General features: G+C 72.8%; 18 protein-coding genes. 10 read left to right on the forward strand and 8 right to left on the reverse strand.

The window, feature by feature from the left end; translation table 11 throughout:
• Positions 1 to 20: 20 nt before the first annotated feature.
• A complete protein-coding gene (locus tag ACZ6S4_RS17955; RefSeq protein WP_465476010.1) occupies positions 21 to 2,084 on the reverse strand; it encodes an acyltransferase family protein in 2,064 nt (687 codons plus the stop codon).
• Positions 2,085 to 2,374: 290 nt separating this feature from the next.
• On the opposite strand from ACZ6S4_RS17955, the gene ACZ6S4_RS17960 reads away from it, so the two are divergent.
• Positions 2,375 to 3,280, forward strand: coding sequence for a CAP domain-containing protein (locus tag ACZ6S4_RS17960; RefSeq protein ID WP_465476011.1), 906 nt, complete (start codon positions 2,375 to 2,377; stop codon positions 3,278 to 3,280).
• Positions 3,281 to 3,415: 135 nt separating this feature from the next.
• Positions 3,416 to 4,171 (forward strand): L,D-transpeptidase family protein, encoded by a 756-nt coding sequence (locus tag ACZ6S4_RS17965; protein WP_465476012.1) that lies wholly within the window; start codon positions 3,416 to 3,418, stop codon positions 4,169 to 4,171.
• 70 nt (positions 4,172 to 4,241) lie between these two features.
• Here the strand turns inward: ACZ6S4_RS17965 and ACZ6S4_RS17970 are convergent, their stop codons facing one another.
• Positions 4,242 to 4,430, reverse strand: a complete 189-nt coding sequence (locus ACZ6S4_RS17970) for a hypothetical protein (RefSeq protein WP_465476013.1) — start codon at positions 4,428 to 4,430, stop codon at positions 4,242 to 4,244.
• A gap of 279 nt (positions 4,431 to 4,709) precedes the next feature.
• Between ACZ6S4_RS17970 and ACZ6S4_RS17975 the strand changes: the two genes are divergently transcribed.
• From ACZ6S4_RS17975 to ACZ6S4_RS17995, 5 genes are read left to right on the forward strand one after another with little or no spacing between them, the layout of a single operon-like run.
• Positions 4,710 to 6,053: an efflux RND transporter periplasmic adaptor subunit gene (locus ACZ6S4_RS17975; RefSeq protein ID WP_465476014.1), complete on the forward strand. Its 1,344-nt coding sequence runs from the start codon at positions 4,710 to 4,712 to the stop codon at positions 6,051 to 6,053.
• Positions 6,054 to 6,058: 5 nt separating this feature from the next.
• Positions 6,059 to 6,766: an ABC transporter ATP-binding protein gene (locus tag ACZ6S4_RS17980; RefSeq protein ID WP_465476095.1), complete on the forward strand. Its 708-nt coding sequence runs from the start codon at positions 6,059 to 6,061 to the stop codon at positions 6,764 to 6,766.
• Positions 6,763 to 7,947, forward strand: coding sequence for an ABC transporter permease (locus ACZ6S4_RS17985; RefSeq protein ID WP_465476015.1), 1,185 nt, complete (start codon positions 6,763 to 6,765; stop codon positions 7,945 to 7,947). Before ACZ6S4_RS17980 ends, ACZ6S4_RS17985 begins: the two co-directional genes overlap by 4 nt.
• Positions 7,944 to 8,825, forward strand: a complete 882-nt coding sequence (locus ACZ6S4_RS17990) for an EamA family transporter (RefSeq protein ID WP_465476016.1) — start codon at positions 7,944 to 7,946, stop codon at positions 8,823 to 8,825. The genes ACZ6S4_RS17985 and ACZ6S4_RS17990 overlap by 4 nt, the downstream gene beginning before the upstream one ends.
• Positions 8,826 to 8,875: 50 nt before the next feature.
• A complete protein-coding gene (locus ACZ6S4_RS17995) occupies positions 8,876 to 9,949 on the forward strand; it encodes a GGDEF domain-containing protein (protein ID WP_465476017.1) in 1,074 nt (357 codons plus the stop codon).
• Here ACZ6S4_RS17995 and ACZ6S4_RS18000 read toward each other — a convergent pair.
• The 4 genes from ACZ6S4_RS18000 to ACZ6S4_RS18015 all read right to left on the reverse strand — a co-directional run bounded on the left by ACZ6S4_RS18000 (position 9,921) and on the right by ACZ6S4_RS18015 (position 18,605).
• Positions 9,921 to 14,747, reverse strand: a complete 4,827-nt coding sequence (locus ACZ6S4_RS18000; RefSeq protein ID WP_465476018.1) for a hypothetical protein — start codon at positions 14,745 to 14,747, stop codon at positions 9,921 to 9,923. The two genes, ACZ6S4_RS17995 and ACZ6S4_RS18000, sit on opposite strands and share 29 nt — an antisense overlap.
• 1,018 nt (positions 14,748 to 15,765) lie before the next feature.
• Positions 15,766 to 16,203, reverse strand: a complete 438-nt coding sequence (locus ACZ6S4_RS18005) for a hypothetical protein (RefSeq protein ID WP_465476019.1) — start codon at positions 16,201 to 16,203, stop codon at positions 15,766 to 15,768.
• A gap of 106 nt (positions 16,204 to 16,309) precedes the next feature.
• Positions 16,310 to 17,254 carry a pirin family protein gene (locus ACZ6S4_RS18010; protein WP_465476020.1) on the reverse strand — a complete coding sequence of 315 codons (945 nt, stop codon included), beginning with the start codon at positions 17,252 to 17,254 and terminating at the stop codon, positions 16,310 to 16,312.
• Complete coding sequence (locus ACZ6S4_RS18015; RefSeq protein ID WP_465476021.1) at positions 17,241 to 18,605, reverse strand: acyltransferase family protein; 1,365 nt, start codon at positions 18,603 to 18,605, stop codon at positions 17,241 to 17,243. Before ACZ6S4_RS18015 ends, ACZ6S4_RS18010 begins: the two co-directional genes overlap by 14 nt.
• Before the next feature lie 130 nt (positions 18,606 to 18,735).
• Here ACZ6S4_RS18015 and ACZ6S4_RS18020 point away from each other — a divergent pair, with 130 nt between their 5' ends.
• Positions 18,736 to 19,653, forward strand: coding sequence for a hypothetical protein (locus ACZ6S4_RS18020; protein ID WP_465476022.1), 918 nt, complete (start codon positions 18,736 to 18,738; stop codon positions 19,651 to 19,653).
• On the opposite strand, the gene ACZ6S4_RS18025 is transcribed toward ACZ6S4_RS18020, so the two are convergent.
• On the reverse strand, positions 19,619 to 20,053 hold the full coding sequence (locus ACZ6S4_RS18025) for a pyridoxamine 5'-phosphate oxidase family protein (protein WP_465476023.1): 435 nt from the start codon (positions 20,051 to 20,053) through the stop codon (positions 19,619 to 19,621). The two genes, ACZ6S4_RS18020 and ACZ6S4_RS18025, sit on opposite strands and share 35 nt — an antisense overlap.
• Positions 20,050 to 21,480, reverse strand: a complete 1,431-nt coding sequence (locus ACZ6S4_RS18030) for a DUF2252 domain-containing protein (RefSeq protein ID WP_465476024.1) — start codon at positions 21,478 to 21,480, stop codon at positions 20,050 to 20,052. The genes ACZ6S4_RS18025 and ACZ6S4_RS18030 overlap by 4 nt, the downstream gene beginning before the upstream one ends.
• A 131-nt stretch (positions 21,481 to 21,611) precedes the next feature.
• Between ACZ6S4_RS18030 and ACZ6S4_RS18035 the strand changes: the two genes are divergently transcribed.
• Positions 21,612 to 22,625, forward strand: coding sequence for a LacI family DNA-binding transcriptional regulator (locus ACZ6S4_RS18035; protein ID WP_360824521.1), 1,014 nt, complete (start codon positions 21,612 to 21,614; stop codon positions 22,623 to 22,625).
• A gap of 146 nt (positions 22,626 to 22,771) precedes the next feature.
• Positions 22,772 to 24,406 (forward strand): ribulokinase, encoded by a 1,635-nt coding sequence (gene araB / locus ACZ6S4_RS18040; RefSeq protein WP_465476025.1) that lies wholly within the window; start codon positions 22,772 to 22,774, stop codon positions 24,404 to 24,406.
• The last annotated feature ends 4 nt before the right edge of the window (positions 24,407 to 24,410 follow it).

Consider the following 24,410-nt stretch of genomic DNA (forward strand, 5'->3'; position numbering starts at 1 on the left):
GCCCGCCCGCACGCACAGCCTCACTTCGGTTCGTCGTGCTCCCCGCCGAACCACGAGCCGGCTGGCGCATGGTCATCGTGCCTCCGCGCCTGCGCCGGCGCAGATGGCCCTGCCGCAGAAGGCCCCGGCGGCGTCGGTCCCGCAACAGGCGATGTCGGGGATACACCTGAGGGAGTCGGGCCGGCACCTGAGGGAGTCGGGCCGGCAGCAGGCGAGGGAGGAGAAGCGGAACGCGGAGGAGTAGCTGTCGCAGAAGACACGGCGGCATGCCGCCCTGCGTCCGTGGTCTCCTCCCGATCGCCGAACCCGCGCCCGACCTCCGGCAAGCCGAATGACACCTCAGCCTCAGGAAATTCGGCCACGGACTCCCGCCGCCGAGACCCGAACCCCGCGTCACCCACCACGACAGGTGCGGCTCCGGCCGGCCCCCACGGCACCTCACCTCCGCCAAGCCCAGAAGCAGGACGAGACACCGACAACCCCGAACCGGCCTGGCCCGGCATCGAAAGATCACCCGTAGGCCGCGAAGCGAACTCCGAATCCGAAACGGCAGACCGAGACCCGGACTCCAGCTCGGACCCGTATCCCAGCCCGGACCCCGACCCGAGCCCCAAGCCGGACCCCGACCCGAGCCCGGACCCGGACCCGTGCCCCAAGCCGGACCCCGACCCGAGCCCGGACCCGGACCCGTGCCCCAAGCCGGACCCCGACCCCAGCCCGGATTCGGATCTGAACCCGGAACCAGACCCAGAGCCAGACCCCACTTCAGACCCAGACCTAACCTCAGACCCAGACCGCTGCTCGAATTCGGACCCGGACCGAAGGCCCAGCCCGGACCCGGACCCGGCCGCCAGCTCAGCCGCTGGTCCCGAGCCAGTCCCAGACCGCAGCTCAGGCCCGGACAGCAGCTCAGACCCAGACTGCTCCTGAGACCCGGACCCGGACCCGGACCCCCGCCCAAACCCAGACCCAGTCGTCAGCCCAGACCCAGGCGCCAGCCCGGCCCCGGCCCCGGCCTCCGGCCCATCCCCGCCAGCCACCCGCCGCGAATCCCCCACAGGCCACAACCGAGGCCGCCGCCGAGCCGCCAAATCCTCAACCCACCCGAACGCCACCACCGCCACCAAAGTCAACGCCAGCGAAGCAACCAGATCCGTAGGCCCGTCCAAATCCCCAAGATCATCCAGCGCCAGCACCGTCAGAACCGGCCAGATAGCCGCGATCGCAATGTTGTGCCACAGGTAGATCGTCACCGCCCGCGCATTCAACAGATTGACCGCCCCGTCCACCCGCGGCCGACGCTCGAGCCACGACATGTCCGGCTGCCACCGCAACGCCAGCAGCACGAAAGCCAGCGACCACAACGCCTGCGACTCCGACACCTCGTTGAGGTCCCAGCCCGACTCCGACGCGTGCCCCCGTAGCCAGTACAACGCCGCCAACCCCATGACAGCCGAGGCCGCGACCACCAGGCCAGGACGGATCCGGGCCAACCGGCCGTCGTGATGCGCGAAGCCGGCGATCCAACAGGCGCCATACGTAGCGAAGTCCCACATAGCCGCATCGGCCCGCCCGAACGGCAGCGAGAACCCGGTCTTGTCCAGCACCGCGATCAGCACGATCGGCGCCGCCACCGCCGCCCAGCCGATCTTCTTGTACGCCAGGTACAACAACGGCGACAGCAAAACGAACCACAGGTACGCCCGGATGTACCAGAGCGGCTCCCAGACGTCGATGCCCTTCTCGCTGCCCGGCGGGTCTCCGATCGGCAGCAGCCACAGGCCGAGTTTCCAGCTCAGCGGTTCGTCGCCGCCGTCCTCGTCGGTCCAGCCCAGGTACAGCATCGCGGGCACCGCGATCACCGCCAGCAGCCACAGCGGGGGCAGCAGCCGGCGTAGTCGGGAGGTGATCACCGCGCCCGCCGAGCGCCGGTCCAGGGACGCTGCCGTCAGCGATCCGGCCAGGGCGAACATGATGCCCATCGCGGGCAGCAGGATCGACAGCCACGGCCAGCCGAACAGGTGGTAGACGATCACCCGGACGATGGCGGCGGCCCGGAGCAGGTCCAGATAGCGGTTGCGCACCGGAGCACGCTAGCGATGCCCACCTCCCTTCCAGCACCTCCGGAGCGGCTCACAAGTACGCCCGGGCGGGTTACCCCGAAGGGGTGAAGTGTCCGGATTGTCAGTGCGATTGTGCGTCGCCGGTGATCCGGATGGGGCCAGGAAAGCGCAGTTCAGAGCGCCTGTCGCCGGGTTGTGGGGGAGAACTGGCCGAAACCTGCGGTAGTCACCGTTGGGTGGTGCCGGCGTTGGTTCACCTCGAGGGCGGCGTGCACGGGCGCGGCGCAGCGAGGCAAAGGGAGACACACGGGATGCGCAAGCCTGCTGTCGTAGTGACCGCCGCGGTCTCGGCGGTGCTGGCCGGCGGGATCATGGTGGCCACCACCGCGGGTGCGGAGGAGACTCCGGCCACGCCGGCGGCGCCGTCGATGGTTCTGCCCGACCTCCCGGCCATCCCGCAACTTCCGGTCGATGGCGGCGTGCCCGCGACTGCCGGGCTGCCCGCCGTACCCGGGGATCCGGCTGCTCCCGCCGGTCAGCTGACGCCCACCACCGGCGCTCATGCCCCCGCCCGGCCCGGGGGTGCTGTCGATCCGGCGAAGCCGGCGGCGGACCAGCCGGCCGCTCCCGGCGCAGCGACCACAGCTGCACGCCCGCCGGCGGATGCGGCGACCCGACCGGCGGCCGGCTCGCCGACGGCGGCCAAGGTCGACGACCGGGCCGACGAGAAGCCGGCGGCCGACAAGCCCACCCGTGGCGGCAAGCCGAACGCCTTCTCGGCCGCCCAGCGGGACGTGACCACCAGCCAGGCCCTCTCCACCGACCCCGGCGGCAGCGTCCAGCAGCAGGCGCTGACGCTGGTCAACGAGAACCGGCGGCGTGGTGGCTGTGACAACCTCACCGTTGACCGGCGGCTGATCGTGGCGGCGAACCGGCATGCCGCCGAGATGGCGCGGCGTGGCTACTTCGCGCACGAGGACTCGCGGGGGCGGCGGGCCGGTGACCGGGTCGAGGACGCCGGCTACCAGTGGTCGCGCTACGGCGAGAACATCGCCCGGGGCCAGGACAGCGTCGCCGAGGTCGTCGACGGCTGGATGAAGAGCCCCGAGCACCGCGAGAACATCATGGACTGCGGTCTGCGCGAGGTGGGCGTCGGGCTGGCCTTCAGTGCCGACCGTACGCCGTACTGGGTCCAGGACTTCGCGACCCCGCAGTGACCGTGAGACAGCGCTGAGCGACGACCCCGGTTGGTGACGTCCCGGATTGATGCCACAGTCGTACGGCGGACCTTCCCAGGTGCACGGATGTGCTTCGATGTGCGGACACATCTCCTGGGGAGGACGATTTTGGGAGTGCAGCGGGTTTCCGCACGCCTCGCGACCGCCGTGCTGGCGGTGGCGGTCGGCGGTGGGCTCGGCGCTGTGGTGCTGTCCCCGGGCGCGGCCGGCGCCGCGACCCGGACGGTCAGCGCCACACCGATTACCGCCGTCGTCGTCACGAAGGCCGCCGCGGCTTCGTGCTCGACGGGCAAGTACCAGAAGCAGGTCGAGGGTTACCTCAAGAAGATCGGCGGCTACGGCACGGTCTCGGTCGACGGCAAGCAGTCGGCCAAGGACTGCGCCGCGATCAAGAAGTTCCAGGTCCGCTTCGGCATCAAGCCGGCCGCGGGCCTGGCCGGGCCGACGACGCACGGAGTGGCCAAGCGGCTCGCCGCCACGAAGACGTCGAAGTGCAAGGCCAAGAAGTCGGGCTACACGTTCTGCGTGGACCTGACGAACCAGACGACCTGGGTGATGAAGAACGGCAAGGTCTACGCCAAGCCGACGGTCACCCGGACCGGCATGAAGGGGTACCGCACGCCGTCGGGCTCCTTCAAGATCAACAAGCGCACCAAGAAGGAATGGTCCGACCCGTACGAGGTGTGGCTGCCGTACTGGCAGCGCTTCATCGGCGGCCGGGGCTTCCACCAGACGACCACGTACATCCACGATGCGTGGCGGGGCTCGCACGGCTGCGTCAACCTGCTGCCGGCGGACGCCAAGAAGTACTACAAGATCGGCAAGATCGGCATGACGGTCAAGGTCATCGGCCGTCGGTCGGGCACCTGATCAGGTAGGCAAGCACAGAGACGGCCCGCCGGCATGAGCCGGTGGGCCGTCTTTCTTTTCCGGTACGGGGTCAGGCCGCGAGCTCCCGGTGGCTCGTCCGGGCGTGCGTGGTGAGCACGTCGTGACCGGGGAACGCCTTCTCGTCGCCGGTGGCGGTGAACACCCGCAGGCCCTGCCGGGTCAGCGTGTACGTGACGTCGGTGAAGTGGCTCACCGTGTCGTCGTGGTGCACGATCGTCAGTTCGTCGGCGCGGAGCATGGTCCCGTCCTTCGCGTACGCAGATGGGGCACGTGACCTGGATTACGGCCGCTGTGGGGCCACCGGTTCAATCCGTCGGCCGATTGTGCCTTCCGGCAGGCCCATTGACCAGGCCTGCCACTGAGCTTCCCGCCTCGCGTTGACCTGCGCAGTCGCCCACAGGTCGGCCGTCGTGCGGATTGCCGACACCTACCTGGTATCAAATCGTTCCGACCGATATAGATCAGCTGTCCGATCGGCCCGGGTTTTTCGTCGGTACCCCGGCATAGAGTGGCGCTCGTGTCCCGCCCTCACCGCCGCGCCCGCACCCTCCTGGTCGCGTTCATCCTGCTGCCACCTCTGACCGCGGCCTCCTGCGGCGACGAGCCGTCCGGCCTCACGGTCGGCGCCGCCGCGATGGGCACGGTCGCCGAGATCGTCGAGGCCTCCGGCTCGGTGACCGCCCGCGCCGCCGCCACGGTCACCTCGCCGGCCGAGGGCACCCTCGCCGAGCTCCGCTTCGACGCCGGTGACCAGGTCCGCAAGGGCCAGGTGGTGGCCGTGGTCGACTCACCCGCCGCCGAGCGCCGCCTGGAGCAGGCCGCCCGGGCCCTCGACGCGGCCTCCTCGGGCGGCGTGCCGTCCACCGGTGGCACCGCGGCGGTCACCGCCGCCCAGCACCGCACCGACCAGCGCGCCGACAAGGCGTTCACCGACGCCCGCGACGCCGCCGACAAGGTCACCGACGCGCAGCTCAAGACCGCGCTGCTGGCCCAGGTGAAGGCCGCCCAGCAGCAATACGAGGCCGCCTCGGACGCCGCCGGTGCCGCTCTGCGCTCGGTGCAGCGCGGCGTCGCCGGCCTCGGCCAGGCGGTCAACGCGCTCGGCACGGCGCAGCGGCTCCAGGCTCAGCAGGCGTACGACCTGGCCGAGGCGGCCGTCGACGCGCTCACCCTGCGCGCCCCCGTCTCCGGCGTCGTCCAGCTCGGCGGCACCGCCTCGGGCGGCACATCCTCGCTCACCGATCTGCTCGCCGACCCGGCCTCGGCTGCCGCCGCCGGTGCGCCGGCGCAGGCGCCCGTGGCCGGGGTCGATCCGGCGGTGCCACAGGGCGCGACGGTCGGCGCGGGCACCCCGATCCTCACCATCGTCGACACCGGCAAGCTCGGCCTGGCCGCCGAGGTCGACGAGACCGACGTGCTGCTGGTGCAGGCCGGCGGCAAGGCGACCGCGGAGCTCGACGCTGCCACCGGGGCGACCTACGAGGCCAGCGTGCGCGCTGTCGACCTGCTGCCGACCACCTCCGCACGCGGCGGCGTCTCCTACCGCGTGCGGCTCACCCTGGGCAAGGGCCGCTATGCGGACGGCCGGCCCGCGCCCACGCCCCGGCCGGGCATGAGCGCCATCGTCCGGCTCCAGGTGCGCGAGGCCGACGACGCGGTGACCGTGCCGGCGTCCGCCGTGGTGTCCGCCGACGGCCGCGACAACATCTGGACCGTCCGCGGTGGCAAGGCCGAGCGGGTGCCGGTCACGCTCGGGGTGCAGGGCGAGGACGTCGTGCAGGTGGTCTCCGGCATCGGCGCCGGCCAGCAGATCATCGTGGGCGGTGCCGACCAGGTCAGTCCCGGGCAGACCGTGCCGTGAGCGACATCCCGGCCATCGTGGCCACGGACGTCTCGCGCACGTACGAGCTGGACGGCGTCTCCGTCACCGCCCTGCGTGGCGTCTCTCTGACCGTGACCGACGGCGACTACCTGGCCATCGTCGGCACTTCCGGCTCCGGCAAGTCCACCCTCATGCATCTGCTCGGCGGGCTCGACCGGCCCACCGGCGGCACCCTGCTCATCGGCGGCCGCGACGTCGCCACGCTGTCCCCGCCCGAGATGGCCCGGCTGCGCAACGAGACCATCGGCTTCGTCTTTCAGTCGTTCCACCTGCTCACCCGGACCACGGCCCGGGACAACGTGGCCCTGCCGCTGGTCTACCGCGGCATCGGCCGCCGGGAACGCCGGGCCCGGGCCGGCGAGATGCTGGAACGCGTCGGCCTGGCGCACCGGATGGACCACCGGCCCAACCAGATGTCCGGCGGCGAGCAGCAGCGCGTCGCCATCGCCCGCGCGCTGGTCACCGGCCCGTCGGTGCTGCTCGCCGACGAGCCCACCGGCAATCTCGACACGACCACCGGCCAGTCGGTGCTGGCCCTGCTCGAGTCGCTCAACGCCGACGGGGTGGCCGTCGTCCTGGTGACCCACGACCGGGAGGTCGCCGAGCGCGCCCACCGGCAGATCGTGATGCGCGACGGGCTGATCGTCGAGCCCGCCCCGGCCGCGCCGGACCCCGGGGACGGCACCGCGTGAGACTGGCCGAGGCCTGGCGGGTCGCTCTCGACGCGCTGCGCGCCAACCGGCTGCGCAGCGTGCTGACCATGCTCGGCGTGGTCATCGGCGTCGCCGCGGTGGTCGCGCTCGTGGCCATCGGCACCGGCACCAAGCAGCAGATCGAGCAGCAGGTCGAGGGCCTCGGCTCCAACCTGCTCATCGTCGTGCCGGGCCGGCTCGAGGCCGGCTCCGCGCCGTCGGTGTCGACGCTGTCGCTCGACGACGTCGACGCCGTCTCCCGGGTCGTCGGCGACCGCAACCGGGTCGCGGTGACGGTGGCCTCCGGCGAGACCGTACGCGCCGGCAGCCGCAGCTCGTTCGCCAGCATGCAGGGCGTGCTCGAGACCACCCCGAGCGTCTTCGTCCGCCGCCTCGACCGGGGCGCCTACCTGACCCGCTCGGACGTCAACACCGCCCGCCGGGTCGCGGTCCTGGGCGCGGGCGTGGCCACCCAGCTCTTCGGCGACCGGGATCCGATCGGCCGGCAGATCACCATCGGCGGCGTCCGCTTCCGCGTGATCGGCACCTTCGAGGCGCTCGGCCAGAGCCTCGGCGTGGACCGCGACAGCGAGGTGCACATCCCCGTCACGGCCGCCCAGCGGCTGCTCGGCACCGACCGCATCGACGCCCTGGCGATCCGCGCGCCTGACCGGGAACGCATCGACACCCTCGGCACCGACATCGTCGCGGCCCTCGGCAAGCGCCATCCCGAGAGCGACTTCAGCGCGGTCACCCAGGAGCAGATCCTCGGCGTGCTGGGCGACATCCTGGGCGTGCTCACCGGCGTCCTGGCCGCCATCGCCGGCATCAGCCTGCTGGTCGGCGGCGTCGGCGTCTCCAACATCATGCTGGTGTCGGTCCGGGAACGCACCAGGGAGATCGGCCTGCGCAAGGCGGTCGGCGCCCGGCCCCGCGACATCGGCGTGCAGTTCCTGCTCGAAGCCGTCCTGCTCACCACGATCGGCGGGGTCATCGGCATGGCCCTGGGCATCTCCGCCGCGCTGCTCGTCGACCGGCTGTCCCCGGTGCCGGCCGCCGTCACCTGGTGGTCGCTGGCCCTGGCGTTCGGGGTGTCGGCGCTGGTGGGCATCGTCTTCGGGGTCGTGCCCGCGCAGCGCGCCGGCCGCCTCGATCCCGTCGTCGCGCTGCGGACCGAATGACCACGACCGTCCGCGAGCGCCGCACCGTGCCGGCTCCACTGCTCGTCCTCACCGCCATCGCGTCCGTCCAGGTCGGCAGCGCCGTCGCCCGTACGCTGTTCGACGACCTCGGCGCGGCCGGCGTCACGCTGCTGCGCCTGTCGATCGCGGCCGTGATTCTCGGCGTCGCGTTCCGTCCCCGGATCGGTGGCTGGTCCGCCGCCGCGTGGCGGGCCGCCGTACTGCTCGGCGTGGCCATGGCGGGCATGAATCTGCTCTTCTACCTGGCCCTGCGCACGGTCCCGCTCGGCGTGGGCGTGACGGTCGAGTTCCTCGGGCCGCTGCTGCTCACGCTGGTGCAGACCCGCCGGCTGGTCGACCTGTTGTGGGCCCTGCTGGCCGCCGGGGGAGTCGCCCTGCTCGGCCTCGGGTCCGGTTTCACGGCACCGCTGGGTGGACTGCTGCTGGCGTTCGCCGCCGGGCTCTGCTGGGCCGGTTACATCCTGGCCAGCGCGCACCTGGGCACGCTGGTCCCGGGGACGGGTGGGCTGGCGGTGGCGCTCGCGGTTGCGGCGGTGCTCGTTCTGCCGTTCGGCGCGAGCGGTGCTTCCGCCGTACTGGATCATCCGTCTCTGCTCGCCGGCGCGGCCGCGGTCGCGCTGTTGTCGTCGGTCCTGTCCTACGGCCTGGAGATCAACGCGCTACGGCGCATGCCCACCCGGGTCTTCGGCATACTGATGAGCCTGGAGCCGGCTGCCGCGGCCGTCGCCGGGCTCGTGGTGCTGCACCAGCGGCTCGGCCTGCGCGAGGTCGTGGCGCTGCTGCTGGTGAGCCTGGCCAGCCTGGGCGTCACTCTGGCCCAGCGCGAACCGGCGCCCCCACCGACCTCACCGGCCTGACCGGCGCGGCCAAAACCTCATGTCCGGGCCCGGGAGGCCGAACAAAGAACGTGTCGCTCAGGGTCCACGCCCCCGCATACGAGCTACGCGACCTGCACGGAGCCTCTCGTGCGGTCGCGTACCTCACGCTGGCCGCGTCGCCTTACGTCCTCGTGACGTCGTACATCGACCCGGGCGTCAACCTGATCACTCTGGTCGTTGCCGCGGTGATCTCTGTCCTGATGGCGTTCACGGGCGTGCTCTGCTGGCGCCGGCCCACCGCCGTACCCCGGTCGGGCTGGTTCATCGCACCCATCCTGGCCACCGCGGTGGTGGCCGGGCTGAACTTCGCCACCCACGACGCGTCCACCGGCTCCCAGCTCTTCTACCTCTGGCCCATCCTGTACGCGGCGAACTTCCTCAGCCGCCGGGTCCTCTACCTCAACCTGCTCCTGGTGTACGCGGGCGACGCGGCCACCGTGTTCGCGGTCCTCGGACCCCAGCGCGGCGCCTCCGACTGGGTCGCCATGGTGCTGGCCATGACGATGGCCGCCACGGTGGTGCAGAGCCTGCGGGTCCGCGCCGACCGACTGCGCGACGTCCTGGAACGGCAGGCGAACGCCGACCACCTCACCGGCCTGGCCAACCGCCGCTACTTCGACGACGCGCTGGTCGCCGAGGGGGCCTGGGCCCGGCGCACCGACGGCGCCCTGGCCCTGCTCACGGTCGACCTGGACCACTTCAAGGCGATCAACGACACCTTCGGCCACGCCGAGGGCGACCGGGTGCTGCAGGCGGTCGCCGAAGCGATGCGCAAGGTCGTCGGCGAAACCGGCGTCGCGGCCCGGCTGGGCGGCGACGAGTTCGTCATGCTGCTACGGATGGGCCGCCGCGCCGCCGTCGGCGTCGCCGACGCCCTGCGTTCCGCGATCGCCGACCGCACCGACCTGCTGGGCGGCCCGCCCGGCGTGAGTATCGGCATCGCCGTGCTGCCCGGCGACGTCAGCACGGTCGAAGACCTGGTCGCGGCATCGGACGCGGCGCTCTACGAGGCGAAGTCGTCAGGTCGCGGCCGGGTGTCCGTGGCCGGCGAACGGCACAACGTCGACCAGGTGCCTAGCTTTGTTCCGGACCCGCGGCCTTGACCAGCCCGAGAATCTCCCGGCGCATCCGCGGGTAAGGCCCCCAGCCGTCCCGCAGCACATGGATGTAGATCGCCTCGAGCGCGACATCGATCCGCTGCGCCAGCTCCTGATCATCGGGCAGCCCGAGCCGCACCGCCCGGGCGAAGTGATCGAGCGCCTCCATGTGCCGCCCCTGATCAAAGGCGCTGCGACCGGCGTTCTCGTGCACCACGCTGCGCAGCAGTTCCGGCGCCTCCGAACTGGCGGCCTGCTCGAACAGCCGATCGGCCTCGGCGTAGTCCCCCCGCAACCGCAACACGTGCGCCAGCTCGGCCTGCGCGATGACGGTGGCCTGCACATCTCCGGCCGACTCGGCGTGAGCGAGCGCCAGCCGGCTGGCGGCCGCGGCCATACCGAGCTCGTCCAGCAGCCGGTACACCTCGGCCCGCACACTCAGTAGCCCGGCCCGGGCGACGTTGTCCTGCTCGTCGGCCAGCGGCCCGTCGAGCCGCTCACCGAGCTCCCGCAGCGCGTCCCGGTCGTCCACGACCTCGCGCAGCGTGGCACCGTCCAGCCGCCACCGGATCGCGGCCAGATCCTCCGGACCCAGGGGCTTGGGCCGGCCGGGGACGGCGGGCTTGATCTCGGCGGGCTCCGGCCCGGGTACGAGCAGCGCGTCGGCCTTATCGTCGAGTTTCGAGGGCTCACCAGGTGCCGGCCCGCCGCTGGTCGGCTCAGCGTCGCTCGGCTCGGGCTGATCCTGAGCGGCGACCTCCTCCGGTGACATCGTGGTCGCCTCGTCGGCGATCCCGTTCACCAGTCCGGTGATGTCCAGGTTCAGCACGACCCCGTCGGCCTTCGCCTCTTCCGTGTTCTCCTGAACCGGCGCCTCGGCCGCCTTGGGCTTGGCCCCGAACCACGTGGGCCCGAGATCCGAGTCGGCGTACTTGCGCGGCTCCGACGGCCCCGACGTGATCAGACGCCCGATCGGCGCGGCGTTCGCGGCGGGGTTCGGGCCGGGCCGGGTGGCCGGCGGAACCGGGGAGATCGGCGTGGCGCTGCCGGCACCGGGCTTCGGGCTGTGCTGCGGCTCGGCCTCCGCGGGTGCGGCACCGGCCTGCTGCGCGTCGGTGGGCCGCGTGATCGGCACTCCGCCGGTGCGGAAGGCGGCTTCGGCCAGTTGCTTCGCTTGGTCCTGGCGGGCGAGCTCCGCGGCGCGGCGGGCCTCTTCCGCCTGACGTGCTGCTTCGGCCTGCCGGGCCGCTTCGGCGTGCTGTTCGGCTTCGAGCTGGCGGGCTGCGATCGCCGCCTGGCGGGTCGCTTCGGCCTGGCGGTCGGCTTCCTCGGCCTGGCGGTCGGCTTCCTCGGCCTTGCGTGCGGCCTCGGCGCGGCGGGCGGCGTCGGCCTGACGTGCTGCTTCGGCTTGGCGGGCGGTTGCTTCGGCTTGGCGGGCTGCGATTTCCGCGCGGTGGGCGGCTTCGGCTCGGCGGGCGGCCGCTTCAGCCTCGCGGGCTGCGATCTCAGCCTGGCGCGCGGCTCCGGCCTGGCGTGCTGCTTCGGCTTGGCGTGCGGCGTCGGCCTTGCGTGCTGCTTCGGCTTGGCGTGCGGCGTCGGCCTGGCGGGCGGCCTCGGCCTGGCGTGCTGCCTCGGCTTGGCGTGCGGCTTCGGCCTGGCGTGCTGCCTCGGCTTGGCGGGCGGCTTCGGCTTGGCGTGCGGCTTCCGCCTGGCGTGCGGCCTCCGCTTGCTGCGCCGCGGCCCGCCGAGCTGCCTCTTCCGACCGGTGCTGTTCCGCCGGATCGCCGTGACGTGGCTGCGCGGGCACGCCCATCGGCCGTACCGGAGGCTCGGGCTCCGCCGGAACACCACCGTGCCGCGGCTGACCGGGCCGGGCCTGAACGCCGGGATCGGCGAGATAGCTCTGGGCAACCTGCCCTGAACCGTCGGCCTCGCCCGGCCGCTGAGCGGGCACCTGGATCGCGCGACCCACGGGCGGCTGCTGAGGGCTGCGGTGCTGCCCCGGTACGTCGGTGTAGGCCACCGGCTCGCCGTGGGACGTCTCGCCGCCGACGGGCGCGGGGGAGCCCGGCCCCTGAGGGCCGATGGGCGGAAGCTCGCCGGTGACCGGGCCATCGGTGCCGTGGCGGGCCGGAAGAACCTCGCCCTCGAGCGCGGCCGGCACGCCCGTAACGGGCCTGACCTGGGCGGGAATGTCGTACGCGGTGACCCCGGGCTGCGGCGAACCAACGGTCGGAGCGGTACGCGACGGCGGCCGCTGCGACGGCGGCACGGCGGTCGGCGTACCCGTGGAGAGAATCATCGCGGTCCGCGGCCCACCGACGATCGGCCGCTCAGCGGTCGATCCGTCGTCGAACGACGCCCGGCCGCGCGAAGCGTTGGCCGCGGGCGGGGCAGCCGGCCCGCCACGCCGACCGCGGGGTGCGGCAATGCGCGGATCGGTGGCCTGCGGCGACGAGAACCGCGGATCATGCACCGGCACACCACGCGGATCCGTGCCGGCCGCCCCAGCCGGAAACGCCTGCGGCGACGCGAGCCGCGCGTCACCACTCTGCGGCGGCTGAGCGACCTGGGCATCGGCACTCTGCGGCGGCGGAGCGAGCCGGGCGTCCTGCGCAGGCGATTGCTGAGCGGCCCAGGCGTCCTGCCCAGGCGATTGCTGAGCGGCCCAGGCGTCCTGCCCAGGCGATTGCTGAGCGGCCCAGGCGTCCTGCGCAGGCGGCTGAATGAGCCGCGGATCCTGTCCCGGCCCTGCACCCCGCGGGTCACCCGGCGCCGAGAACCGGGGATCGTGCACCGGAACGCCCCGCGGATCGGTCCCGGCCGGGAAGCCGTGCGCGGACGCGACACGAGGATCGTGCGCCTGATCATCATTGGCCCACGGCGTGAAAGCCGCGGGAGCCTGCGACGCCGCCGGGTTATGCGGCGACTCACCGACCGCAGGCCGCCGGATCGGCGTGGGCGCGGACGGCGGAACCGGCGGAGGCGCAGCGGCCGGCATGACGGGCGGCCGGTTCCGCGGCCCGGCAGGACTGACGGGCGGCGCCTCCGCAGCGCGCCGATCCGGCGGGGGCATCGCCCCGGGCCGGAAACCGTCGGCGCCAGGAACCGGCCCGGCCGGACTGACCGGAGCCCGCTCGGCGACACCCGGCGCGCCGTCGAATGCGGCCGGACTGACGGGAGCCTGCCCGGCGACACCCGGCGCGCCGTGGAATGCGGCCGGACTGACCGGAGCCCGCTCGGCGACACCCGGCGCGCCATCGAATGCGGCCGGACTGACGGGAGCCCGTCCTGCGACCCCCGGCGCGCCGTCGAACGCGGCTGGACTGACCGGAGCCTGCCGGGCGGCCCCCGGTGCGGAATCGAATGCGGCCGGACTGACGGGAGCCCGCCCGGTGACCCCCGGCGCGCCATCGAATGCGGCCGGACTGACGGGAGCCCGCCCGGTGACCCCCGGCGCGCCGTCGAACGCGGCCGGACTGACCGGAGCCCGCCCGGCAACACCCGGCGCGGAATCAAACGCAGCCGGACTCACCGGCGCCTCGTCCGTCACCCCGGACGGCGAGACAAATCCGACCCGCGGCTTCCGCGTACCCCCAGCCGGCGCCTGGTCGTAGCCCGCAGCCCGCCCCTGATCGAACGCAGCCGGCGCCGCACCCTGCCGCCGCGTCCCCGGCCCGGCAGCGGCCGGCGCCTTCGGCACGCTCGGCAGCGCCGGCGTCGCCACCCGAGGCGTAGCCGTCGACGGCGCCGCCTTCACCACCCGCGGCGTAGCCGGCGGGTCAGCCTTCTTGATCACCCGCGGCGGCGCCGGCGGCGTGGCCTTGCTGAGCACGCGCGGCGTCCCCGGCGGTGGTGCCTTGCTCAGCACCCGCGGGCCCTCGCCGTCGTCCGGTGTCTGCGGTTCGTCGGCCTTGGCCGCCGCAGCCGGCCGCGGCGCCTCGGCGGCGGGCCGGTCGGACCACGGCTCGGCCGGGGCGATCCGCGACTCCTCATCCGGTACGGACGCAGCCGGCAGATCCCACGTGGTCCGCGACGGCCGGCGGTCCCGCCCCGGGGCAGGACGACGCTCGTACGGGAGCAGGTCCTCCTCGCGCAGGTCGTCGACGAGCGGGTCGAAGTCCTGGTCACGCCGCGGCCGGTAGAGGTCCGCCACGACCTCTTCCGCGGGCTCGTCCGGCACCGGCGGTGACACCCGGGCGCGGCCGGTGACCGGCTGCGGCACGTCGTCCCGGCGGCCCCGGCGCACCGGCTCGTCGACCGGGGCGTCGTCCCAGCTCTCGATGACCCGGGAGCGGCGGGACGCGGTGTAGCGCTGCTGCTCCTCCCAGTCGCGTTCGTCGAAGTCGCGGTCGTCGTACTCGAGCTCGTCGAAGTCGAGGCTGCGTCGCTGCCAGCCCTCGGCGCCGGGGGGTGAGACGGGGGCGGCGTCGAGGTCGGCCGGGGCGAACGCGGGGTCGTCAAGCCAGCTGGGGCGCTCACTGTCGAAGGCCTGCTTGATGCGTTTGTCGCGGTTCGGTGACCGTTGGTAGCCGTCCTGGCGGCGCTGGCGGCGGCGTTCGGCCAGCTCGTCGATGCCCGGATCGAGGGGGATCACCGGCTTCTGCGGAGTTTCCGGATTGTCGTCGAATTCGTCTTCTTCGACGTATCGGGCGCGGGTCGGGGGACGGCGGGTATCAGCGCCCCAGCGGGCCGCGACTGCATCCGCGTACGGGTCCCGGGCGGTCGCGGTGGTGTCCGCGTACGGCCGTTTCGGGTCGTCGTCGTACTCCGATTCCCAGTATTCGTCGTCCTCGAAGCTCATCGGGTCACCCCGGCACGACCCGCGGAGGGGCGCGACAGTGGCTGCGCCGAGCCGGCCCGCTCTCGCATCCGTGCCCCCCGTCCTCGCCGCCGCGCACGCCCACCCGCGCCCGGTAGCCCTTCCCCGCCGTACGAGTTGGAAGGTTAACCACGGATTTGCGTAGCGCGCTACCGCCCGCGGGAGCGCTTCATCCGGCCCTGGGGTCCCCCTGAACCCCGGAGCCGTCCCGGCGCCGCGGCCCGCCGAGAGAGTTCCATCGACAGACAGTACGGACGCGGACGCCCAGCGGTTCATTCTCTCGCGTGGGCAAACGGAAGGTTTTTGACAATTGACGTTGAGTGACGACGGTGGCTGCGGCGGTACTCCATTCATGAACCGCTCTCATTGTTTCGGCGACGTGGCCGGCCACGGAATTTAAGCCATTCTTAATGGCCGGCTGAGGAAAGCGACGAAGAATGGCGCGACGCCGGTCGATCTTGCCCTCACTTGTTGTGACCGTGGCGAGGGACACGTCGCGTATCCACGGATCATGGCCACCCCGGATGTCACGGTGGGAAGCACGGCCGGCCCGGCGCTGTGCCGGCCCGCGATCACGCCGTCCATCCCCGATGGCGCGAGCGCGATGTGACAGAAACACGACACCGAACGGAAGGGAGCGGATCATGCCGCGCCTCGACCTCGGCGCCGTACGCGCCACCTACCGGGCGGCGCTGCGCCGCCTGGACTCCTGGACCCTGTCCACGATGAACTCCCCGGCCGGCGGCCGACGCCCCCGTTAAGCCGCCACCTGCCGGGGCCCAGAAACGGCGGCGGGTGCACCCGCCGCCGTTTCGATCCCCAAGCCGGCCCGCCGCGAGCCGGCTGCCGAAGCTGGCCCGCCACGAGCCGGCTGCCGAAGCTGGCCCGCCACGAGCCGGATGCCGAAGCTGGCCCGCCACGAGCCGGATGCCGAAGCTGGCCCGCCACGAGCCGGCTGCCGAAGCTGGCCCGCCACGAGCCGGCTGCCGAAGCCGGCCGCTCAGAAGCGGCCGTCCTTGTTGAACGGTGCCGTGAGTGCCGGCAGCGCCAACCCCGCCCGGCACAGATCGTGCAGCAGCCGCGAAAGCTCAGCCCGAGTCAGAATTTCCAACTGCTCCGGCTCCCGATGCGGCACGTCCAGAGCCCGCGCCGCCTCCACAGCCCGCGCCCCGATCGCCGCCTCCACCGCCCACAACCGCTGGGCCAGCATCGCGATGTGCGCGGACCGGGTCAGTTCCTCGTGCAGCCGCAGCAACCGGCGCAGGTCGGCGGCCAGCTGTTCGATCGGCGGCCCGAGCGGCCGCGGCGGCTCCGCCCGGCGGCCGGCCCAGGATTGCGACACGGCAGCCCACCAGCGCGGCGAGTAGAGGACGACCGCGCCGATCAGAGTGGGCGTTACGGTGATGAGGGCGAGTTTCCCCACGTCGAGCAGGCTCACGGTGCGCTCCTTCAGCCCGCGTGCATGGATACCTCTCTGACGATCCGCCCGCCCGCAACCACCGTCAAGCTGGATTTGTGCGACGCCCGAAGTGGATCTCCGCAGGTCAGCGGGTGCGGCCGCGGCTCACCAGGCGGGTGATCGGCATCGGCGGCGCCGGAATGTCGGGACCGTCGTAGCCGCGGACCACGCCGAACGGTCCTCCTGTGGCGCGGTCCTCCCAGGCCTGGCGGGCCGTCACGATCTCGTCGTGGTCGCGGCCCACGAAGTTCCACCACATCACGAGCCGTTCGGTGAACGGTTCGCCGCCCAGCAGCATCAGCCTGGTCGCCGGTCCCGCGGTCAGGCGCAGCTCGGTGCGTCCCTCGCCGAGGTACAGCAGCGGCCCGGGCTCGACCGGCACGTCCGCCACGGTCGCCGCGCCGTCGATGACCAGCACCGCGTACTCGAAATCGGGTCTCAGGGGCAGTGCGGCCGTGCTCCCGGCAGTCAGGGTGATCTCCGCTCCCAGCAGGGGAGTGTCGCAGCGGGCGGGAGAAACCGCCCCGGCCAGGTCGCCCATCAGCACGGTCGCGGAGAGGCCGCCGTCGGTGAGCACCGGCAGCTCCGCGTGCTGGGTGAAGGCCGGCGGTCCGCCGCGGGTCGCGTCCGGCAGGGCCACCCAGAGCTGAACCCCCTGGAGTACGCCGCTGTTGTCGGCCGGGGTCTCCTCCGAGTGGGAGATGCCGCGCCCGGCGGTCATCAGGTTGAGCTGGCCCGGTTTGATCTCCTGCAGGCTGCCGAGGCTGTCGCGGTGCACGATCTCCCCGGCGACCAGCCAGCTCACCGTCTGCAGGCCGATGTGCGGGTGCGGGCCGACGCGCATCCCGGCCGAACCCGCGAGCCGGTGCGGCCCGTACGCGTCCAGGAAACACCACGCCCCGACCATCCGCCGGTGCTTGCTGGGCAGCGTCCGGGTCACCTCCAGCCCGCGCGGCCCGCCGAGGGCGACCGGGGTGCCTTCGAGGATCTCCACCCCGGCCGGGTACGTCGTCGCGTCAGGAATGCTCACCGTTGAAAGCTACCGCCGTTCCCGCGCTCAGCGGAGCGGCTCGCAGCAGGCTTGCGCCCAGCGCCACCAGTGCCAGGGCGAGCGGCGCGGTGACCGGCACGACCAGCAGCGTCGCCGTGCGGCCCTCCAGCAGCCCGCCGAAGCCGACGATCGAGACGCCGAGGACGCCCAGCGTGCACATCGTCGCTCCGATCGCGGCCCGCGCGGCCGACTCCGTGGTGATCACCGTGGGCCGGGGTGTGTCGAAGCGGCGGAAGATCAGCACCAGGACGGCGGTGACCAGCGCGGCAGCGGCCAGCCAGAGCGGCCGGGTCGCCCACCAGCCGGCCGACCCGGGTGCTCCGGTGGTCAGGCCGCGGGCCGCGACCAGGACGACGAACGCGGCGGTCAGGTGCCAGAGGAACGCCGTCATGGCCAGCCCGTTCGCCGCCACCACGGCCTGCCACACCCGGGCCCGGTTCAGCAGCCGGGTGGCGGGCACGCGTACCAGCAGGACGAGACCGATCAGCCAGACCGCGTGCGCGGCCAGTGCCACCGTCGGCGGCGACATGTTGGACACCGTCCCGCCCGGCACGCCGACCATCGACACCGGGTACGGGCCCACCGTCGTCAGCAGCAGCACCGCGCCGAGCCCGCCACCGGCCAGCAGCAGGGCGAGCCGACGGCCCCCGCGTTGCAGTGTCCCGTCGGCGTAGAAGAAGCCGAGCTGGTGCACACCGGCCCAGACCACCAGCAGGTTCAGGACGGCGATCCGCGGGTGCCCGGCGAAGCGCAGCACGTCCACGCCGACCGCCACGGCCAGCAGCAGCACCGGCACCTTGGCGCCGAAGCGCTCGTGCAGCCGCCACATCACCGGCGCCAGCGCGACGAGTCCCAGGTAGACGGCGAGGAACCACAGTGGCTGCACGGCCGTCCGCAGCGCCACCCGGACCAGGCCCTGGTCCTGGCCGGCCAGTGCCACGCCGAGGGCCAGGGTCAGCCAGACGGCGAGGAAGACCGCGGTCGGGCGCAGCAGCCGGGCCGTACGGGACCGGGTGAAGTCCGCGTAGCCGCCGCCGCGGCGCCGGATGGAGGCCAGGGCAGTCGCGTGCGCGAAGCCGCCGACCAGGAAGAACACCGGCATGACCTGCAGCAGCCAGGTGATCGGCTGCAACCGGGGAACCAGGGCCAGCACGTTGGTCACGCGGGTGCCGCCGTCGGCGCCGGTCACCGGTACGGCCATCAGCCAGTGCCCGGCGATCACCACGCCGAGCGAGGCGACGCGGAGCAGGTCGACGTAGCGGTCACGGCCGGGCGGGGTCGCGGCCGCCAGGGACGCGGCGGAGGCGCCGGGCACGGTGGTGGAGGTCATGCCGGATACCCTGCCGGGCCGGTGACCTGGGCGGATGGGTGCGCGTACTCAACTCGGCCCGGGTACCGGCGCTGACATCGCGCGCTGCCGGCAGTACGGTGGCCGCTGCTTGGAGGACCAGGAGGTCGACGTGCGTCCCGTACTCGCTGCCCTGCTCGTCGCGGCTCTCGCCGGTTGCAGCGCCGACCAGCCGAAGCCCGTGAATAGCCCGCCCAGCGCCGCCGCACCGAGTGCCGTACCGACACCCTCGGCCCGGCCCGTGGCGCCCGCGCAGCTGCCGCAGGGCGGTACCAAGATCTTCCCGGCGTACCGGGTCGTCGCCTACTACGGCACCGCGGGCAACAGCGCTCTCGGGGTGCTGGGCGAGGGCAGCCCGGACAAGATGCTGCCGAAGCTGCGGGCCGCCGCGAAACCGTTCGCCGGTGGCCGCAAGGTGCAGCCCGCGTACGAGTTGATCGCCAGCGTCGCCCAGGCCGGCCCGGGCGCCGACGGCAACTACAGCCGGATGATCCCGCTGAGCCGCATCCAGCAGTACGTCGACCACGCCCGCCGGCACAAAATCCTGCTCATCCTGGACCTGCAACCGGGCCGCGGCGACTTCCTGCCGCAGGCCCGCCGGCTGGAACGCTTCCTGGTGCAGCCGCACGTCGGGCTGGCCCTGGACCCGGAATGGCGGATGCCCGAGGGCAAGGTGCCCGGCAAGACCATCGGCCGGGTCGGTGCCGCCGAGGTCAACCGCGTCTCCGCCTACCTGTCCGGCCTGGTCCGGGCGCACCGGCTGCCGGAGAAGCTGTTCGTGCTGCACCAGTTCCGGGCGTCGATGCTGCCGGACATCACCCGGATCTCCAAGCAGCCCGGGCTGGCCCTGGTGCAGCACGTCGACGGCTTCGGCACCCGCTCGGAGAAGGACGCCACCTGGAACAGGCTGCGCCGCCCGAAGCAGTTCCACCTCGGCTACAAGCTGTTCTACGACGAGGACGTCAAGCGCTACCGGGCGGCCGACGTGCTCAAGTTCAAGCCCGTTCCCGAACTGGTGAGCTTCCAGTAGCGCCCAGGCTGGCCGAGCCCAGCACCCGGGTGATGGTCACCTCGATGACCACCCGCTGCGGGTTGGGCCGGGGCTGGCGGTAGCGCTCGGCGTAGCGGCGCTCAGCCTCGGCCACCGACTCCGGGTCGTCGCGGACCACGGCCCGGCCCTCGATCGTGCTCCAGCGTGGACCGTCGACCTGGCAGATCGCCACCCGGTCGCCACCCGCACGCACCTGCCGGACCTTGGCCGAGCCGCCGGAGGCGATCACCCGCAGCAGGCCCGCCGCCGGGTCGACGGTGGCACCGACCGGCACCACGTGCGGCGAGCCGTCGGCGCGCAGCGTGGTCAGGGTGCAGAGGTGCCGTTCGGTCCAGAACTCCAGGACTGCCGGGGCTGACAGGGACAGACGACCACTCATGCTGGCTCCGCCGGTAGGTGACCCTGGCGCACCGCGGCGACCAGGCGTTGGTGGTCGCTCTCGACCTGGTCCGCGTACGCGCGGGCGAACTTGCACAGCATGTCGTCGAGCTTGTCGCTGCTGCCGATGTAGCCCGCGATCATGGACGCGCCGCTGGTCCGGGCGTGGCTCTTGGCGAGCAGGTAGCCGCAGATGCCGGCGTAGTCGGCCAGCGCGCCCGCGTTGATGTCCTCGACCAGGATCGCGCCCTTCATGTCGCGGAACTGCCGCACGTAGAACTGCAGCTCACCGACGGTGGCCCAGCCCAGCAGCGGGTCGCTGACGGTCTGCAGAGCCTGCTGGTACTCCACCACGCGCTGGCCCTGGTGCCGGTGCCAGGCCACCGAGCCGTGCTGGTGTTTCGCGATCACCGACCGGCGGGCCTGCTTGAGCTGGAGGAACACCACGTCGTCGGGGCTGCTGCCCTCGCACAGCGCGACGTACGCCCGCAGCCCCACCGACCCGACGCCGACCACCTTGTGCGCGATGTCGACGATCCGGTAGCCGGCCAGAATGCGCGCCCAGTGCGGTGGCAACGTGTTCAGATAGCCGTCCAGCGCCGCGGCGAGGTGGTCGAGCTCCTTGTCACTGGGCCGGGTGATCAGCGGCGGCTCCTGGACCAGCCGTACGGTGCCGTCGCGGTGCTCGGTGAAGCGCGGCAGCGCCCGGTCGCTGGTGCGCCGGCGGGCCCGGCGGGCGGCCCGTTCGATCTCGTCGCGGAAGCCGGGCTTGGTGGCCGCCTTGCGCAGGTCGTCCACGTCCAGGGCGGCGAACGAGCGGGCGAGCAGCGGCAGCTCGGCCAGGTGGCCGATCTGCTCGCGGTACTCCTCGACGCAGTGCTTCACCGCGTCGGCGCAGGCGTGCTCGCGGAAGCCGTTCTGCCGGCCGGCCACCCAGACGCTGGTGACCAGCCGGCGCAGGTCCCATTCCCAGGCGCCGGGGTGGGCCTCGTCGAAGTCGTTGAGGTCGAAGACCAGCTCGCGTTCGGGCGAGGCGTAGAAGCCGAAGTTGCCCAGGTGGGCGTCGCCGCAGATGACCGGGGTGATGCCGGTGTGCGGCAGGGGAGCGAAGTCGTCGGCCATGATGTTGGCCGAGCCGCGCAGGAACGCGTACGGCGAGGCGATCATCCGGCCCACCCGGACCGGGACCAGCCAGGGCAGCCGCCCCTCGTGCGCGTCGACGATCTGCTGGACCGGGTCGACACGGTCCGGCGCCGGGGTCCAGTGGGCGAGGTCGGAGCGCGGCGAACGCTCGCGCAGGGAACGGCCGAGTTCGTACCGCTCGGTGCGCGACGGGGCGGACTTGCGCAGCGACGCGAAGCCGTGGTCACGACGGGTGTCGAGCACGACGTGGCCGGCCGGCGGCGGGGAAACCGGTGCTGCGTCCATCACCGCCGAGCGTACGGGTCCGCACCGGTCCGGCTGTTGACGAGGGTCTTGTTATCGCTAACAATGACCGTCGGGTCCACCCTCCGGGACACCCACGCCCATGGTGGTGCGCGACGGGACGAGGTGCGGCGATGGATGTGCACGCGGCGCGCAGCCCCGCCATGACCGATGTCGCCCGGCTGGCCGGAGTCTCGCACCAGACCGTCTCCCGGGTCCTCAACGACCATCCGAATGTGCGCGAACAGACCCGCCTGCGGGTACGCGCGGCCATCGCCGAGCTGGGTTACCGGCCCAACCGGGCGGCCCGGGCGCTGGTCACCGGCCGCTCCCAGCTGATCGGCATCGTCGCGCAGAACAGCACCCTCTACGGCCCGGCCTCGCTGCTGGCGGCCTTCGAGCAGGCCGCGGCCGAGGCGGGTTTCGCGGTCAGCGTGGGCAGCGTCGGACGCCTCGACCGGGAGTCGATCGCGGGGGCCGTCGAGCGGCACCTGGACCAGCGGGTCGCCGGCCTGGTCGTGATCGCGCCGGTGAAGTCCGCGGACGACGCCCTCGAGGGCATGCCCGCCGGGGTGCCGCTGGTGACCATCGACGGTGATCCGCAACGGTCGCACACTCTGGTGACCGTGGATCAGGCCGCCGGGGCGCGCGCCGCCACCCGGCACCTGCTCGCCGCCGGCCACCGTACGGTCTGGCACATCTCCGGCCCGCCGGAGTGGTACGACGCGGCCTGGCGCATCGAAGGCTGGCGGGCGGCCCTGCACGAGGCCGGCGCCGAGGTGCCGCCGCTGGTGAACGCCGACTGGTCGGCGGCCTCCGGCTACGACGCGGGCCGGATGCTGGCGCGGATGCCCGAGGTGACCGCGGTCTTCGCGGCCAACGACCACCAGGCGCTCGGTCTGCTGCGGGCGTTCAGTGAGCACGGCCGCCGGGTGCCGCACGACGTGAGCGTGGTCGGCTTCGACGACGTGCCGGAGGCGGCCTTCTTCATCCCGCCGCTGACGACCGTGCGGCCGTCCTTCGACGCGGTCGCCCAGGCCGGCCTGGACCTGCTGCTGGCCCAGATCACCGACCCCGCCACGCCGCCGAACCGCGTGGTCATCGCCCCGTCGCTGGTGGAGCGGGCCAGTGTGGCCCCACCTGCCTGAACGGTTTCATCAAGGTTGCCGCGTTGTAACCACAGAGCCGTTGACATCGGAAATGTTAGCGCTCACACTCGATCCCACGCCGCCTGTCGTGTGGTCTGTGACACGCCGGCGCAACGCCGGATTCCCCTTCCCGGAGGTACTCAGTCATGCCCGTCGCTCCGTCCGAGACCTATGTGATCGGCGTCGACTTCGGCACCCTCTCCGGGCGGGCCGTCGTCGTCCGGGTGTCCGACGGCACCGAGCTCGGCTCGGCCGTCCACGAATATCCGCACGCCGTGCTCACCGAGGCCCTGCCCGACGGCACCCCGCTCGGCCACGACTGGGCACTGCAGGTGCCCGGCGACTACGTCGAGGTGCTCCAGCAGGCGGTGCCCGCCGCGGTGCGCGCTGCCGGCATCGACCCGGCGCAGGTCGTGGGCATCGGCACCGACTTCACCGCGTGCACCATGGTGCCGACGCTGGCCGACGGCACGCCGCTGAGCGAGCTCGAGGGCCTGGCGAGCCGGCCGCACGCGTACGTCAAGCTCTGGAAGCACCACGCCGCGCAGTCGCACGCCGACCGGATCAACCAGCTCGCCGCCAAGCGCGGCGAGGCCTGGCTGCCGCGCTACGGCGGCCTGATCTCCTCGGAGTGGGAGTTCGCCAAGGCGCTGCAGCTGCTCGAGGAGGACCCCGAGCTGTACGCGCGGATGGACCGCTGGGTCGAGGCCGCCGACTGGATCATCTGGCAGCTCACCGGCTCCTACGTCCGCAACGCCTGTACGGCCGGTTACAAGGGCATCCGCCAGGACGAGCACTACCCGTCGCCGGAGTTCCTGAGCGAGCTCAACCCGGACTTCGCGAGTTTCGTCGCCGACAAGCTGGACCAGCCGATCGGCCAGCTCGGTGCCGCCGCCGGCACGCTGAGCGCCGAGGCCGCCGGCTGGACCGGCCTGCCCGAAGGCATCGCGGTGGCGGTCGGCAACGTCGACGCGCACGTCACCTCGGCCGCCGCCCAGGCCCTCGAGCCCGGCCAGATGGTCGCCATCATGGGCACCTCGACCTGTCACGTGATGAACGGCGCCGAGGTCGCCGAGGTGCCCGGCATGTGCGGCGTGGTGCACGGCGGCATCGTCGAGGGCCTGTACGGCTACGAGGCCGGGCAGAGCGGCGTCGGCGACATCTTCGCCCACTACCTGCGCTACCTCGCCCCCGAGTTCACCCATGAGCACCTGACCGAGCTGGCCTCGCGGCAGAAGCCGGGCGAGCACGGCCTGATCGCGCTGGACTGGCACAGCGGCAACCGCTCGGTGCTGGTCGACCACGAGCTGTCCGGCCTGCTGGTCGGCGAGACGCTGGCCACGCGGCCCGAGGACGTCTACCGGGCGCTCATCGAGGCGACCGCGTTCGGCACCCGGACCATCGTCGAGACGTTCAACGCCGCCGGCGTGCCGGTGCGCGAGTTCGTCGCGGCCGGCGGGCTCGTCAAGAACCCGCTGCTCATGCAGATCTACGCCGACGTGCTGCGGATGCCGCTGTCGGTGATCGGCTCCGACCAGGGTCCGGCGCTGGGCTCGGCGATCCACGCGGCGGCCGCCGCGGGCGCGTACCCGGACGTCCGTGCGGCCGCGGCGGCGATGGGCCGCAAGCAGACCGCGGTGTACCAGCCCGACCCGGCCGCGGCCGAGGTCTACGACGAGCTGTTCGCCGAGTACACCAAGCTGCACGACTACTTCGGCCGCGGCGCCAACAAGGTCATGCGCAACCTGCGGGCCGTTCAGCGCCGGGTGGCCGCCCGGTGAACCC

It is taken from the genome of Actinoplanes sp. NPDC051405 (assembly GCF_055586185.1).